Genomic DNA, 15,373 nt, shown 5'->3' with positions numbered 1-15,373 from the left:
GACTTGCGAGGCGAGGGTGGCGGCGGGGATCAGTTGTCTTTAACCAAAGGCTTCGCGGCGCCGGCCAGCCACAGGGCAATCAGGATCGGCACCCCGATGGCAAGCAGGGCCATGTTGATGCCTGTGTGATCGCCCAGGTATCCCAGAAGCGGCGGGCCGGCGAGAAACGCAACATAACCGATTGTCGAGACCACCGAGACGCGCGCGGCGGCGTGTTTCGGATCATCGGCAGCAGCGGACATGCCCATGGGGAAGGCCAAGGCTGCCCCGATACCCCAAAGAGCCGCACCCATCCCGGCAAGGATGAGGTTGCCCGCGAAGACGAAGAGCGCCAGGCCCACTGCTGCGGCGGCCATGCTGGCCCTCAGCACGGCTACGCGTCCGAACCTGTCGATCGCGCGTCCGCCGAGGAAACGCATCAGGGTCATCGCCGCCACGAAGAGCGCAAACAACAGAGCGCCCGTCGATTCGCTCGTATTCAGGCCATCCACGGAGGCCTTGGCGATCCAGTCGTTTCCGGCGCCTTCGGTGAGGGTTGCTCCGAGCACCACCACACCGATCAACAGAGTGCGGGAGTCCCGCCACGCCGACGGACCCTTGACGGCGGGCGCGCCGCCGTCGGGCGTCGTTCCTGCGGTTTCGTGGCGCATGAAGTAACGCGGCGCCGTCAACGTGAGTAGTACGACGACGCCGGCAATGACCAGCAAGTGCTCCGGAAGTCCGACGCCGATCTCGGAAAGCCACGCACCAATCAGCGCACCCACAAAGGCGCCCCCGCTAAAAGCGGCGTGAAACTGCGGCATGATGGTCCGCCCGAGCCGGTGCTCGACGTCGGCCCCTTCGATGTTCTGGGACACATCCCACAGACCTACCCCCACACCGAAGAAAAACAGTGCCAGCGCGGTGGCGGCCACGGAGCCGGCCATCAGGGAGAACGCGATGGCCGCTCCGGCCGAGGCAGCGAGCAGCCCGGCAGCGCGCACGGTATTAGCCGTCCCGATCCTCCCGACAACCCATCCCGCGGAGGGCAGCGCAACAAGGGACCCGACGGCGGTGCACAGCAAGAGGGTGCCCATCTGTCCCGATGTCAGGTTCAAAGTCTGGGTCACGGCGGGTATGCGTGCCGCCCAACTGGCAAAAACCAGCCCGTTCATGCCGAAGACCAGGAAAGTGGCGATTGCCGCGGCTTTGACGTTCGGGGCGGTTCGGGTGCTGGTGGTCATACGATCACAACTTCCACGGAGAGATTTTCAAGTAGGGTGCGTTCTTCAGTGCTTGGCTTCCGGTCCGTCACAATGACATTTACCGCGTCCATGGCTGCAACCAAGGCCACGGCCTGTGCATTCCATTTGCTCCCTGTGTGCCGAACGGCTCAGACGCTCGCTCACCTATGGGGCGTTTCGGGCTGACGCTCGCTCACTAGAGGTGAGCGAGCGTCATGTGATGACACGCCAAAGGTGAGCGAGCGTTCCGAAAAAACGCGCCAAAGGTGAGCGAGGGTTCCCAGCCCGGGGGAGCAGGCTGGAAGCTAGCGCGCCCGCTCTACCCGGGACTCGTCCCAGACGGGCTCGTCGGACTCGTAGACCTTGCCGTCGGATCCGAAGACGAGGAAACGGTCGAAGGACTTCGCGAACCACCGGTCGTGTGTGACAGCCAGGACGGTGCCTTCGAACGCGTCGATGGCACGTTCCAAGGCTTCGCCGGAGTGTAGGTCCAGGTTGTCCGTCGGCTCATCCAGGAGCAGGAGCGTAGCGCCGGACAGCTGGAGGAGCAGGATCTGGAAGCGCGCCTGCTGCCCTCCGGAGAGCGACTCGTACTTCTGTTCAGCCGAGCCCACCAGCCCGTAGGAGTCGAGCGCGCCGGAAGCGGCTTCGCGGCCCAGGCCGGAACGGTGTTCGTCGCCGCGGTGCAGGATGTCCAGGAGCGTCCGGCCCAGGAGGTCCGGACGGGAATGGGTCTGCGCGAAGAATCCGGGACGGATCCTGGCACCCAGTTTGACGGTGCCTTCGTGCGGAACTTCGGCGATCTCGACGTCGGAAACGGGCAAGTGCTCGCGCTCCGGATCGGTGCCGCCGGCAGCAAGGAGCCGCAGGAAGTGGCTCTTGCCCGATCCATTGGAACCCAGCACGCCCACGCGGTCCCCGAACCAGATTTCGGTGGAGAACGGCTTCATGAGGCCAGTGAGTTCAAGCTTTTCAGCCACCACGGCGCGTTTGGCCGTTCGGCCTCCCTTGAGGCGCATGTGCACGTTCTGCTCGAGCGGCAGGGCTTCGGGCGGCCCGGCCTCCAGGAACTTGGCGAGCCGCGTCTGGGCGGCTTGGTATTTGTTTGCCATGTCCGAGCGGAATGCAGCCTTGGTCTTGTACATAATGACGAGTTCCTTGAGCTTCAGGTGCTCCTCGTCCCAGCGCTTGCGCAGTTCCTCGAATCGCGCGTTGCGGTCGATCCGCGCGTCCACATAGGTGCCGAAGCCGCCGCCGTGCACCCAGGCGCCGGCACCGTTGATGCCGGGTTCCAGGGTCACGATGCGGCCCGCCGCGTTGTTGAGCAGCTCGCGGTCGTGGCTGATGAAGAAGACCGTTTTCTTGGATTCGTTGAGCTTGCTTTCGAGCCAACGCTTGCCGGGAACATCCAGGTAGTTGTCCGGCTCATCGAGGAGCAGCAGCTGATCAGGTCCGGAGAAGAGCGCCTCAAGCACCAACCGTTTTTGCTCGCCGCCCGAAAGGCTCGACGCCGGACGGTGCTGCGCGCGGTCAAAGGGGATGCCGAGCGCGGCCATGCAGACCTCGTCCCAGACGGTCTCGACGTCGTACCCTCCCGCGTCTCCCCAGTCCACGATCGCTTGGGCGTACCGCATTTGGGTGGGTTCGTCGTCGTGCTCCATCATGGCGAGCTCGGCGTCCTCAACCGCCTTGGCGGCCGCGGCGAGGGCCGGCGGCGCGGCTGAAACGAGCAGGTCACGCACGGTGGATTCATCGCGGACCTGGCCGACGAATTGGCGCATGATGCCCATGGTGCCGGAACGACCCACCACTCCTTCATCGGGCGTGAGGTCGCCGGCGATGATCTTGAACAGGGTGGTCTTTCCCGTTCCGTTGGGCCCGATCAGGGCTGTTTTGCTACCGTCCGGGACCTTGAAGGTCACGCCGTTGAGCAGCTGGGTGCCGTCGGAGAGGAAGTAATCTATACCGGAAACGTCGATGTGGGCCACGCGTACAATCTTCCCACGGACCGCGGGGGACTCCTCAGCCGCCCAGGTGGTCCGCACCCACCGCGCCAGTGAGATAGCGCTGGATTGTCGGCCCCAGCGCTTGGACGACGACGGCGTGCGGCGCCGAGGCGATCGGCTCCAGTTTGATCAGGTAGCGGGTCAGGATGAGCCCCGAAAGCTGCGACGCCACCAGGTTTCCGCGCCAGGATGCCTCCTCGGCGGGCACCCCAAGGCCAGCGAGAAGCGGTTTGATAGCCCGGTTGAGAATGAACTCGCGGACCAGCGCGGCACTCCATTCGTGCTGCATCGCCGTCCGCAAGACCGCGACGCCGGCTGCCCCCGCCGGCGAGTCCCATACGGCGAGGATGCGCGTCACCAGTCGCTCCCCGGCGCCTTCCCGTGGCCCGCCCAGGACAGCCGATATGTGATCCTTGGGATCCACGGGTGATTCGAGCGCAGCCATGAACAGCTGCTCCTTGGTGCCGAAATGGTGGTTGATCATGGACGGATCCACGCCGGCCTCGGCCGCGATGGCCCGGACTGTTGCGGCGTCATATCCTTTTCGGCTGAACTGTTCGCGTGCCGCCCGGAGAACCGCGTCCCGGCTGCTCACTTGCCCCGGACGGCGACCCCTGTTCACCCCGGCTTCCGGTTCACGGCGGCCTTCCGGCGCGCGAAGTCCGGGGCGTGCTCCGGCCGCGGGCCGAAGGCGATCATGAGGGCTGGAAGTTTCCGGAACCAGGGAACGTGGAGCGCGACAAAGACCACTGGACTCGGCGGGCCCATCAACCGGCCTTTCACAGCGGGACCGAAGACCGCTTTCTGAATGACAAGCTGCGCATTCTGGATCACCACGGTGGGGAACCAGCGCCGCTTCTGCACCGAAGCGAGATCTGCCTCGCCAAGGGTGCCCTGAAGCAATGGGCGGGCGATGCGCTGGGCCGCGGCGACGGCGTCCTGGATGGCGAGGTTGATCCCCACACCGCCTGCTGGAGACATGGCGTGTGCGGCATCTCCGATGAGGAGGAGACCAGGTTTGTGCCATGGCTTGATCCGGTTGAGCTTCACATCGAGCAAATGGAGATCGTCCATGGATCTGATTTCGTCTACGCGGTCTGCCAGATCCGGGCGGATTCGGGCCACGCGTGCACGGAAGCTTTCCACGCCTTCGGCGCGCAATTGCGGGTCTTTGCCCTTCTCCGCGAGGTAGGCGATCTGGTAAAAGTCCTTGCGGGTCAGGCTGAGGAGCACATCGGAGCCGGAGAAGCGGGGCATGATCGAGGCCAACTGTTCCTGCTCGTCCGCGTGCCGGGAGAGCCTGAACCACCAGGTGTCGAAGGGCACGGGGAACTCGCGGGGGACCAGTCCTGCCTTCTGCCGGAGCACCGAGCTGCGGCCGTCGCATGCCACCGTCAACGTCGCGCGAAGCTCCCCTGTTCCGGTTTCGACGCCGGACGCCGCGTCCCGGGTGCGGTACGCCACGCCGGCGACCTTCCCGCCGTCGTCGTACAGCAGATCCGTGGCCTCAGTGTTCATCCGGAGCGTGAACTGCGGCTCTTGCTGCGCGGCGTCCACCAGGAAATTCAGGAGGTCCCACTGCGGAACCATGGCTACGTAATCGTAGGGTGGCTTGAGGCGGTCGAAGTCGGCCAGGGTCACTTCCTTGCCGCCCGTGGGGAGTTTGAAATTGCCGAGCTTGCTTTGCGGCAAGGCCCGGAATCCTTCGCCCAGCCCAAGCTCATCCAGGAGTCGGATGGTGGAGGCGTGCACGGTGTCGCCGCGGAAATCGCGCAGGAAATCGGCATGCTTTTCGAGGACGGTGACCTCGACGCCGGCCCGGGCCAGAAGGAGTCCGAGCATCACTCCGGCGGGTCCCCCGCCCGCGATGACACATGTGGTGCCTTCAGGCTGGTTCATGGCCACTCCCGGAGTTGAAGTTCATTGTTGCAACTAATTCAACAAGCGTTGAATTAAGTGTGCACCCGTGGGGAAATCGTGTCCAGAGGCGCCCCTCGCCCTCCGACGCTCGCTCACATATATCCCCTTTTCCGGCGACGCTCGCTCACATATCGCGTCAAGGCGCCAAAAGTGAGCGAGCCTCTACTGCCCCCGCAGCCGGTGCAGCATGAGTGCCACGTGCAGCGAGGTCCGTGATTCCGCGTCCTCCAGATCCACCGCCAGGAGATCCTCCAGCTTGGCCAGACGGGCGTACAGGGTAGGGCGGCTCAGGTATCCGCCGCGTGCCATGGCCGCCTTGTTGCCTCCGGATTCCAGATACCTGCCGAGCAGCTCCAGGTAACCGGGCCTGCCTTCGGCTTCGGCCTGCAGCACGGCCGCGAGCTCGGATTCCACGAACTGCTGGACCCGGGGATCACTGCGGATCAGGGCCAGGAGGCCGCGGAGCCGGATGTCCGTGGCGCGGTAGTACGGTTTGCCTGGCTCGCGGAGGGTGGCCGCCGTTTCGGCAACGTGCGCGGCCTCGTCGATTCCTGCCGCCGCTTCCAGAAGCGAGGAGCGGCAGCGCCCGACGCCGATGGTCCAGTGCGGGGCGAAGTCGCCGCCGTGGGCGTGCAGTGCGCCGGCCAGGCGCTGCAGCGCGGTTTCCTCGAGCTGCCGTGCCGGGAGGGCAAGGATCATTCCCACCGAGCCTGAGTGGATGCTGGCCGTCAATCCGCTGCTGGCCGTGGATTTCAGTGCCCTGGCCAGCGTTTCCAGCAGCACGCGTTCCTCTTGCTGACCTGCCAAGGGGTCGCCGGAAAGTGACGGAGCGGCGGGAAGCGCCGTTCTGAATACCAAGGGAAGGTAGTAGGGCGATCGTTTCAAGCCCAGCGAGCCGGCGCGTGCAAGAGCCTCCGCCTCGCTGAGTCCGCGCGGCTGGCGAAGCGCGTTGAGGAGTCCGGCCTGCGCTTGCTGGGAAAGTTCGCGTTGGTCCCGTTCGGCCAGGCGGTTGATGGCAAGGGTTTGCGCGGCACGCTCAAGGACCATGACCTTCATGTTGTCGTCGCCTCCAGTGCTCTGAGGCACCGGAACCACCAAGCGGCCCCATAACTGCTGCCGCACACCGACCGGGACCTGCAGCCATCCCTCGGGACCGATCCGCTTGGCCGAGCCATGGGCTTGGGCCGGCGAAGGAGTGGTCCGCGATCGCCGCTCCCAGTCTTCCAACAACTCCGTGGTTGCCAGATGGCGGGCGGAATAGGCCAGAACCAGGTGCTGCAGGTCCTCCAGCACCACCGGCGCACCGATCATTGCGGCCGCTGTCTCCACCACTTGCTGCGTCCCGGCGCTCTCAAGGCTCAACACGGTGAAAGCCTCATGGACGTCCCGCGCCCGCTCCACCCGTTCGAGCTGCTCGGCAACGATCAAGCGGTGCACTATCTCGGTGATTTCCACGAAGCGCACGCGCCGCCGGACGATCACTACCGGCATCGAAGCCGAGCGGGCCGCGGACCGCAGTGCCGCCGTCGTACGCTCCCGGGGCGCGGTGAGTTCCACGATAAGGCCCGCGGCTCCGGCGTGTTCGAGCGAGCTGATGTACGACGCCGTGCGGCCGGGTTCGCTAAGTTCTTTGTCCAGCTCCAGGCCGGTAGTCAGCACCAGTTCGCCGCCGGAGAGCAGGCCTGTCAGGTCCAGGATTTCGCTGACGTGCACCCAGCGCACAGGATCGTCCAGCCGGGCCTCTCCGCCCAGGACCTCCGGAGCGGCGTCGCGCACTAAGGGAAGGTCAAGGATCGACCGAAGAGTGGGCAGCATTTACAAAGTGTAATCCTCACGTGGAATTTTCTTTACACATCGTCTCTTATGGGAGCGACGTGGTGCGGACAAACTGAACGCAACGCGGAAGCGAACGCCGCTCTGAGAACCAACCCAGGAGAACCCTTGAACACGATCGAGCACTGGATCAACGGCAGCTACGTCCCGGCCGGGGAGCGCACCGCCCCCGTGAGCAACCCCGCTACGGGCAAAGTCACGGCACGGGTGGCTTTGGCGAGCGTGGAAGACGGCAACGCCGCCGTCGCCGCCGCCAAGGCCGCCTTCCCGGCATGGCGCGATACGTCCCTCGCCCGGCGAACCCAGATCCTGTTCTCCTTCCGCGAGCTGCTGAACTCCCGCAAGGAAGAACTCGCCGCGATCATCACCTCAGAGCACGGCAAGGTCCTGGACGACGCCCTGGGCGAGGTCACGCGCGGGCAGGAAGTCGTGGAGTTCGCTTGCGGCATCCCGCACCTGCTCAAGGGCAGCTACACGGAGAACGCGTCCACCAAGGTGGACATCCACTCCATCCGCCAGGCCCTCGGTCCCGTGGCGATCATCAGCCCCTTCAACTTCCCCGCCATGGTGCCCATGTGGTTCTTCCCCATCGCCATCGCCGCCGGAAACACGGTGATCATCAAGCCGAGCGAAAAGGTCCCCACGGCCGCCGTGTGGATGGCCGAACTCTGGAAGGAAGCCGGACTGCCGGACGGCGTCTTCAACGTCCTGCAGGGCGACAAGGTGGCCGTCGACACGCTGCTCACCCACCCCGACGTCAAGGCCGTCTCCTTCGTCGGCTCCACCCCGATCGCCAAGTACGTCTATGAGACCGCTACCGCGAACGGCAAGCGCGTCCAGGCCCTGGGCGGCGCGAAGAACCACATGATCGTCCTGCCCGACGCCGATCTCGACCTCGCCGCCGACGCCGCGATCAACGCCGGTTTCGGCTCCGCGGGCGAACGCTGCATGGCCATTTCGGCGTTGCTTGCCGTGGGCGACATCGCCGATTCCCTGGTGGCGAAGATCGCCGAACGCGCGCGTGGCCTTCGGACCGGCGATGGACTCCGCGGCTGCGACATGGGCCCGCTCGTCACCGCCCAGCACCGGGACAAGGTTGCCGGCTACGTCGACGCCGGCGAAGCGGCGGGTGCCACACTCGTCGTCGACGGCCGCTCGGTCATGCCCGACGCCGAGGGCGAGGGCTTCTTCGTCGGCCCCACCTTGTTCGACAACGTCACGACGGACATGTCCATCTATCGCGACGAGATCTTCGGCCCGGTGCTCTCAGTGGTCCGCGTGGACAGCTACGACGAGGCCCTCGCCACGATCAACGCCAACCCCTACGGCAACGGAACGGCGATCTTCACGAACGACGGCGGTGCGGCCCGCCGCTTCGAGAACGAAGTGGAGGTGGGCATGGTGGGCATCAACGTGCCCGTGCCTGTCCCGATGGCCTATTACTCCTTCGGCGGCTGGAAGAACTCCCTGTTCGGAGACACCCACGCGCACGGCACGGAGGGGGTCGGCTTCTTCACCCGCGGCAAGGCCGTCACCACCCGCTGGCTTGACCCCAGCCACGGCGGCATCAACCTCGGATTCCCGCAGAACAACTGACCAGACTGCCTCCTCCAGGAACGGAATCAATCATGACCTCGACAGTAGATACGCCCCTTCAAAGCGACATCGACTCCGCACGCCGCGCCTACGAGCTGGACCGCATGCACGTGTTCCACTCGTGGTCCGCCCAGGATCTGCTGGACCCCATGGTCATCTCGGCCGCCGAGGGATCGCACGTGTGGGACGGCGAGGGCAACAGGTACCTCGACTTCTCTTCCCAGCTGGTCAACACGAACATCGGACACCAGCACCCCGCGGTCGTCGCCGCCATCGCAGCCCAGGCAGCGAAGCTATGCACCATCGCACCCAGCTACGTCAACGAGGCCCGCTCCGAAGCAGCCCGCCTCATCGCCGAACGGACCCCGGGCGAGCTCAACAAGATCTTCTTCACCAACGGCGGGGCAGACGCCAATGAGCACGCCGTCCGCATGGCCCGGCTGCACACCGGCAGACAGAAGGTCCTTTCCGCCTACCGCTCCTACCACGGCGGCACCCAACTCGCCATCAACCTCACGGGCGACCCCCGCCGCTGGCCCAACGACAACGGCTCCACCGGCACCATCCACTTCTTCCCGCCCTATCTCTACCGCACCGTCTTCCACTCCACCACGGAAGAGGAAGAGAGCCAGCGCGCCTTGGAGCACCTCGAGCAGCTCATCGAATTCGAGGGCCCATCCACCATCGCGGCACTGATCCTGGAATCGATACCTGGAACGGCAGGAATCTACGTGCCCCCGGCCGGATACATGCAGGGCGTCCGGGCGCTCTGCACCAAGTACGGCATCGTGTTCATCGCCGACGAGGTCATGGCCGGCTTCGGCCGCACGGGCAAGTGGTTCGCCGTCGAGCATTTCAACGTCGTCCCGGACCTGCTGACCTTCGCCAAGGGGGTGAATTCCGGGTACGTGCCGCTGGGCGGAGTGGCGATCAGCCCGGAGATCGCGGCGACGTTCGGCAAGCGCGTGTACCCCGGCGGCCTGACCTACTCCGGCCACCCCTTGGCAACAGCCGCAGCCGTCGCCACCATCAACGCCATGGAACGCGAGGGCATAGTGGAACACGCTGACCTGTTGGGCGGGACGGTGATCGGGCCTGCCCTTGCCGGCTTCGCCGCACGGCACAAGTCCGTGGGCGAGGTCCGCGGCAAGGGCGTCTTCTGGGCAATCGAGTTGGTCCGCGACCGTGAAACCCGGGAACCCCTGGCCGCCTATGGCTCCTCAAGCCCGGAAATGAACCAACTCGTGGCCGCCTGCAAGTCCCGCGGACTCATCCCCTTCGCCAACTTCAACCGCATCCACGTAGTCCCGCCGTGCAACATCAGCGTTGACGACCTCAAGGCCGGCCTGGCAATCCTGGACGACGTGCTGGACATCGCCGGCGGACTGGTTCCCTAAAGCTGTAGTTCCCTGGCGTCAGCCGGCCGCGGTCAGGAACGACTTGAGCAGCGGGCCGCTGGTCGTCGCACCGAGGCCACCATCTTCCACGAATACTGCCACTGCCAGGTCTCCATGCACTGCGACGATCCAGGCGTGTGTCTTGGGCGGGTTCTCGTTTCCGAATTCGGCCGTCCCGGTCTTCGCACCGACGGGCGCCCCGGGCACCGACGCGAGGAAACCGGCGTGGCCGGAGGTCACCACGGCCCTCATCATGTCACCGAGCGCGGCTGCCTCCGCCGGGGTGACCGGCTTGTCGGACGCCGGCGCGGAGGGCAAGGCCGACGACGACGGCGGCCCGGACGCCGTCGTCGTGGCACCCGCTGAGACTGAGGCGGGGTTCAGGACGAGTTGCGGCGACACCGGAGCGCCATGGGCCACCGAGGCGGCCATAATCGCTGCGGCCAGCGGGGAAAGCAGCACTTTGCCCTGGCCAATCATCGAAGCTGCGTGCTCGGTGCCGTCTGCATTTCCCGGTACTGAGCCCAAGAAAGCCTCGGCCCCCAGCTTCGGGGCTTGGACTGCCACTCCCAATGAGGTTGCCGCCGACTCAAGCTGGGCTTGGCTTACCTTGTCCCGGGAACTGATGAAGGCCGTGTTGCACGAATGCGCAAAAGCGTCCCGCAGAGCGACAGAGCCGAGCGACGACTCTGGATAACCTTCGGCGTTCTTGAAAGTCCGGCCATCCACGGTAATTGTTGGTGTGCACTCAACCTTGGAATCGGGCGTCATTCCATTGCGGATCAAGGCGAGGGAATCGACGATCTTGAACGTGGAGCCCGGCGCGTACTGGCCCAGCATTGCCGTGTTGTAGCCGTTGCTTCCGGGGCCGGAAGCCGCTGCGAGGACGGCGCCGGTGGAGGGGCGGAGCGCGACAATTGCCGAAGCCGGGCCAACGCCGGCCAAGGTGTCTTCGGCGAGTTGCTGCAGGCGCGGATCCAGGGTTGTCTTCAGCGGATCGCCAGGCTTGGCGTCGACGGCAAAAAGCACCCGGCGTGGGTCGGGCTTCGCGGCCTTTATCTGGTCGTCGGTCATGCCTTGCGGACGGGCCTTGATGGAGACCCCATCCTGGCCACGAAGCTGGGCGTCGTATTGTTCCTCCAGGCCCCCGGTCCCGACGACGTCTCCCGCTTTGAAGGCACCCCCTGCCTTTTGGATCTGTTCGGCGCTTGCCTCAGCGACGGTACCCAGCACAGCACGGGCGAAGGTGCGTGTCGGTGCCAAAGGCAGTGAATCGGGAATGCCACGGGCACCTGGAATAGCAGCAATCTGCTGGTCCGTGATCGTCCGGCCGTCCTGACGCAGGGTGATGGCGCTGACGAAAGCCTGCGGGCCGGACGCCTGGACTTGTTTCACATACGCCGCTTCGTCCACGCCGACCAGTTGCGCCAGCTTCGCCGCTGAAGCAGCGGGATCCGCGGCTCCGATCGTAGTCTTGTCGATGCCGACGTAAACCACAGGACGGTAGCTGACCAATTTCGAGTCCCCTGCGCCGAGGATCTCGGCCCTGGTTGGCGCAGTGACGGTCTTGTCCAGGACTTCGCCGTCCTTCAAGTCCGGCTCCAAGAGAGTTGTAGTCCATTGGACGGCCCATTTGTCGCCTGATTTCTTCAGTGCGGCCTGGGAGGTGTACTTCCACTCCGCAGTTCCGATCTTCCACGTGAAGTTGAGCGGGACCGACGCTTTGTCGCCGTCGAGCTTCACCGCACCGCTTTCAACGGAAGGCTTGGCCGGATCGAGGGCCGCAAACACCGCCTTGAGCTGCTCGTTTGCCGCTGCGGCGTCTTTGCCGTCAACGGCGAGCGATCCGACGTCGAGCGCCGCCAGGGACGACGCGAGCTGCTTGGCAGCGCCTTCCGCCCCGGAGCGGCCGTCATCACAAGCGGTCAGCGACCCAGCAATCATCAGGGCGGCAAGCCCCAGGACAATGTTTTTAGTTTTCCCCATTTGCGCCATTATGCCTTCTTGGGCCGACAGAAATGATCCAAATCACAGCACGTTGCGCTTTTGTGATGCTCAAGAGCTGCGCGCCGATCCTACTGGCTGCGGATGATCCTGCGTTGAGTCGCCACCGCGATGGCCGCCGTCCGGTTGTCGACGCCCAGCTTGCTGTAGATATGCACCAAATGGGTCTTGACCGTGGCCTCGGAGATGAAGAGTTCCCTCGCCATCGCACGGTTGCTCATGCCGGTGGCGAGGAGCTCCACGAGTTGGACTTCGCGCGCACTCAGGGCATGCACAGGATTGCGGATCCTGCCCATGAGCCGCGCGGCAACCTCGGGAGCCAGGGCCGTCTGACCCGCTGCAGCAGATACCACGGCTTGCCGGATTTGCTCGGGTGGCGCGTCTTTGAGCATGTATCCGCTGGCACCGGCTTCTACTGCGGCGAGGATATCGGCGTCGTTGTCATACGTGGTCAGGATCAGGACCGGCGGTGGGGGAGTTCCGGCTTCACCGGCTTTGATCTTGCCTGTGGCGGTGACGCCGTCCATTCCCGAGCCCATTTGCAAGTCCATGAGAACCACGTCCACGGGTTCGCCGAGGGTGTGGAGCTTCGACAGTTCCGCCAACGCGGCTCCGCCGTCGGCCGCCTCCGCCACCACTTGGACTCCCTCGAAGTCTGCAAGCATGGCGCGGAGCCCCGCTCGGACCACGGGATGATCGTCAACCAGCAAAACCCTGATGTTGGTCATGGGGACGCCTCCAGAGCTGCGCTGCCAGCAACCAGCGGAAGCCGGATTGCCACCACAGTCCCCTCGCCGGGAGCCGACTCGACCTCGAGCGTTCCATTCAGCGCCGCGAGCCGTTCGCGCAGGCTCTTGAGCCCGACGCCGGTTCCGTCACCGCGGGCTGCCGCGGCGGCGGCCGCTGCGGGGTCGAAGCCCGCACCGTCGTCGAACACGTCCATGGTCACCTCGGCGTCCAGGAAGGAGAGAGTGACGACGGCGGTCCTCGCCTGGGCATGCGCCCACACGTTCGCCAGGGAAGACTGAGCCGCGCGCAACAAGGTGGTCTGGTAAGGGTTGGGCAGCGGCACCGGAGTGCCCTGGAGCTCGAAGCGGCAGCGCAACGTGGCTCCGCGTGCGGCGGCCTCGGCCTCGGTCTTGGTGCAGAGACGCCGCAGAGTGTCCGCCAAGGAGGATTCGACCAGTTCCGGGGACCCGAGTCCCCGGACAACATTGCGGGCCTCCGCCAGGTTGCTGGCTGCTGTCTCCCGGACTGTCCTGAGTCGGTCGCGGGCAGCGGCGTGGTCACCGACGTCGAGGGCTTTTTCCGCCGAGCGCCCCATCAGGACGATGCTCGAAAATCCTTGCGCCAGGGTGTCGTGGATTTCGCGGGCGAGCCTTTCGCGCTCAGCCAGCACGCCGGCGTCGTGCTGGCTACGTGCCAGCTCGGCCCGGGTGCGGCGCAATTCCTCGGCGGCGAGGCGTTGGTTCTCTGCCTCCACGTAAAGCGCCCGATACGCCAGGCCGGTGACAACAGCGAACGCGGCACCGAAAACAGGCCCGAGGACCATGCCAAGTTGCAAGGCATCCGCCCCGGCACCACGGTTATGGAACCACATGGCCGCGATCAGGAGTGCCGTGCTTGCAGCTATCGCGGGCAGGGCGAAGCGCCGCGGCAAGATATGCAATTGCACGAAGAACAACGGGAAAGCTATCCAAGCGAAGTCCGGAGTGATGAGCATGAGCAGCAGCCACAGGAAACCAACGACGGCGAGCCACCAGCGCGCATATGGCTTCGGATCGAAACGCTCGGAATTGCCGGCGTGTCTCTTTTCTAGAACCGTCCCCAAGAGGTAGACGGCAGCCAACAGCAGGGCAAGACCGAGGCCTGCCCAAGTGGCGAATGCCGAAAGGCCCGCGACCGCAAGCCTGACGACTGCCACCAAGAGAAGCACCGCAAAACCGACGTGCAGGCTGACGCGCAGGACACGCAAAATCACCGCGGAGCCACTGGGCTGCGCCGGCTCTCCTGGCTGCGCCGTCTCTTTGGGCTGCGCCGTAACGCTGGGCTGCGCGGTGGCTCGCGGCGAATCGTCTCCCTGCATGCCTTCCAGCGTAGCCTCGCCCTCCGACACTTTTGCCCCGGTTCCGCCGTATTCGTGCCCAATCAACCGAACGGTTGATCCGCGGGTCAACCAAGGCGATCGGATGGGTCCATCCACTTCCCGATGCTTCACGCGTCCCGTGCCCGGAGAGTTGAAACAAGACCAGAAGATCGCCTCCGAACCAAAGGAATTCCATGTTTCTCGCCGTGCGCGACATCCGCTTCGCCAAGGGCCGCTTCGCCCTCATGGGAAGCGTCGTCGCCCTCATCACACTCCTCCTCGTCATGCTCTCCGGGCTGACGGCGGGCCTCGGCAACCAGTCGACGTCGGCCATTGCAGCCCTTCCGGCGCAGCAAATCGCCTTCGGTGCGCCGGCCGGGGGCGAGGCGAGGGCCTCCTATACGGAATCGGAAGTCTCGAACCAACAGCTGGAAGCTTGGCGGAACCGGCCGGGGGTTGCTTCTGCCGAAGCCGTTGGTATCAGCCAGACGCGGTTTCAGTCCCTCGATTCCTCCAATAATGCTGCCGGCACTGCCAACGTCGCAGTCTTCGGGGCCGACGGCGGCATCTCGCCAGTAGCGGTCAAGGAGGGTGACGCGGTGGTCGGGGAGTCCTTGGCGAAGGAACTCTCTCTGAGTACCGGGAGCCGGGTGACGGTGGGCGGTACCGAACTGACGGTTTCCGCCATCACCCAGGATGAGTGGTATTCGCACACCGCAGTCGTCTGGACCTCCCGGGCTACGTGGCAGAAGCTTGCGCATATTCCTGCAGGGGAATCGATTGGGACGATCCTTGCCGTGACGTACGACGCCGGAGCCACCGTGGACCTCGACGCCGCCAATGCGGCGGCCGGCACTGTCAGCGCCACTCCGAATGGTTCGTTCCAGGCCCTCGGCTCCTACAAGAGCGAAAACGGCTCCCTCATGCTGATGCAGGCTTTCCTCTACGGCATCTCGGCCCTTGTCATCGTGGCATTCCTGACCGTCTGGACTGTTCAGCGCACTCGCGACATCGCGGTGCTCAAGGCCATGGGTGCCTCGTCCGGCTACGTGGTGCGGGACGCCCTGGTCCAGGCGGGAATCGTCTTGCTCGCGGGCGCGGGACTCGGTGGCGGCCTGGGCGTGCTGGGCGGCTTCTTTGCTGCCAAGGCGGCCCCGTTCCTCGTGACCCCGCTGACTACGCTCGTCCCGATTGCCGGGATCGTGCTCCTTGGGCTTGGCGGTGCGGCGCTGGCAGTACGCAGCATCACCAGAGTGGATCCACTCATTGCCCTCGGCGGCAACTAGGCAATCCACCCGAAAATATTCC

General features: G+C 65.2%; 11 protein-coding genes. 3 read left to right on the top strand and 8 right to left on the bottom strand.

Translation table 11 applies throughout. The annotated features are described in order from the left end of the window. Nucleotides 1–29 precede the first annotated feature (29 nt). The 5 genes from QRN52_RS01480 to QRN52_RS01460 all read right to left on the bottom strand — a co-directional run bounded on the left by QRN52_RS01480 (nucleotide 30) and on the right by QRN52_RS01460 (nucleotide 6,964). Nucleotides 30–1,223, bottom strand: coding sequence for an MFS transporter (locus QRN52_RS01480; RefSeq protein WP_284751031.1), 1,194 nt, complete (start codon nucleotides 1,221–1,223; stop codon nucleotides 30–32). A 305-nt stretch (nucleotides 1,224–1,528) separates the two neighbouring features. Continuing rightward, nucleotides 1,529–3,211, bottom strand: coding sequence for an ABC-F family ATP-binding cassette domain-containing protein (locus QRN52_RS01475; protein ID WP_284751030.1), 1,683 nt, complete (start codon nucleotides 3,209–3,211; stop codon nucleotides 1,529–1,531). A gap of 34 nt (nucleotides 3,212–3,245) precedes the next feature. After that, nucleotides 3,246–3,824 (bottom strand): TetR/AcrR family transcriptional regulator, encoded by a 579-nt coding sequence (locus tag QRN52_RS01470; RefSeq protein ID WP_284751029.1) that lies wholly within the window; start codon nucleotides 3,822–3,824, stop codon nucleotides 3,246–3,248. Nucleotides 3,825–3,847: 23 nt separating this feature from the next. After that, nucleotides 3,848–5,128, bottom strand: coding sequence for an FAD-dependent oxidoreductase (locus QRN52_RS01465; protein WP_284751028.1), 1,281 nt, complete (start codon nucleotides 5,126–5,128; stop codon nucleotides 3,848–3,850). Between the two features lie 183 nt (nucleotides 5,129–5,311). After that, nucleotides 5,312–6,964: a PucR family transcriptional regulator gene (locus QRN52_RS01460; protein ID WP_284751027.1), complete on the bottom strand. Its 1,653-nt coding sequence runs from the start codon at nucleotides 6,962–6,964 to the stop codon at nucleotides 5,312–5,314. A 126-nt stretch (nucleotides 6,965–7,090) separates the two neighbouring features. On the opposite strand from QRN52_RS01460, the gene QRN52_RS01455 reads away from it, so the two are divergent. Then, entirely contained in the window at nucleotides 7,091–8,578 is a 1,488-nt protein-coding gene (locus QRN52_RS01455; RefSeq protein ID WP_284751026.1) for a CoA-acylating methylmalonate-semialdehyde dehydrogenase, read from the top strand. Between the two features lie 32 nt (nucleotides 8,579–8,610). Further along, entirely contained in the window at nucleotides 8,611–9,975 is a 1,365-nt protein-coding gene (locus QRN52_RS01450; protein ID WP_284751025.1) for an aspartate aminotransferase family protein, read from the top strand. 18 nt (nucleotides 9,976–9,993) lie between these two features. Here QRN52_RS01450 and QRN52_RS01445 read toward each other — a convergent pair whose 3' ends face one another. The 3 genes from QRN52_RS01445 to QRN52_RS01435 form a co-directional block, all read right to left on the bottom strand. Next, nucleotides 9,994–11,961, bottom strand: coding sequence for a penicillin-binding transpeptidase domain-containing protein (locus QRN52_RS01445; protein WP_284751024.1), 1,968 nt, complete (start codon nucleotides 11,959–11,961; stop codon nucleotides 9,994–9,996). An 89-nt stretch (nucleotides 11,962–12,050) separates the two neighbouring features. Then, on the bottom strand, nucleotides 12,051–12,707 hold the full coding sequence (locus QRN52_RS01440; RefSeq protein ID WP_284751023.1) for a response regulator: 657 nt from the start codon (nucleotides 12,705–12,707) through the stop codon (nucleotides 12,051–12,053). Next, nucleotides 12,704–14,065 carry a sensor histidine kinase gene (locus QRN52_RS01435; protein ID WP_284751022.1) on the bottom strand — a complete coding sequence of 454 codons (1,362 nt, stop codon included), beginning with the start codon at nucleotides 14,063–14,065 and terminating at the stop codon, nucleotides 12,704–12,706. Before QRN52_RS01435 ends, QRN52_RS01440 begins: the two co-directional genes overlap by 4 nt. A 194-nt stretch (nucleotides 14,066–14,259) precedes the next feature. On the opposite strand from QRN52_RS01435, the gene QRN52_RS01430 reads away from it, so the two are divergent. Continuing rightward, nucleotides 14,260–15,351 (top strand): ABC transporter permease, encoded by a 1,092-nt coding sequence (locus tag QRN52_RS01430; protein ID WP_284751021.1) that lies wholly within the window; start codon nucleotides 14,260–14,262, stop codon nucleotides 15,349–15,351. Nucleotides 15,352–15,373: the final 22 nt, after the last annotated feature.

Source organism: Arthrobacter sp. efr-133-R2A-120 (assembly GCF_030209835.1).
Classification (GTDB): domain Bacteria; phylum Actinomycetota; class Actinomycetes; order Actinomycetales; family Micrococcaceae; genus Arthrobacter.
This window is presented reverse-complemented; position numbering and strand designations above follow the sequence as displayed.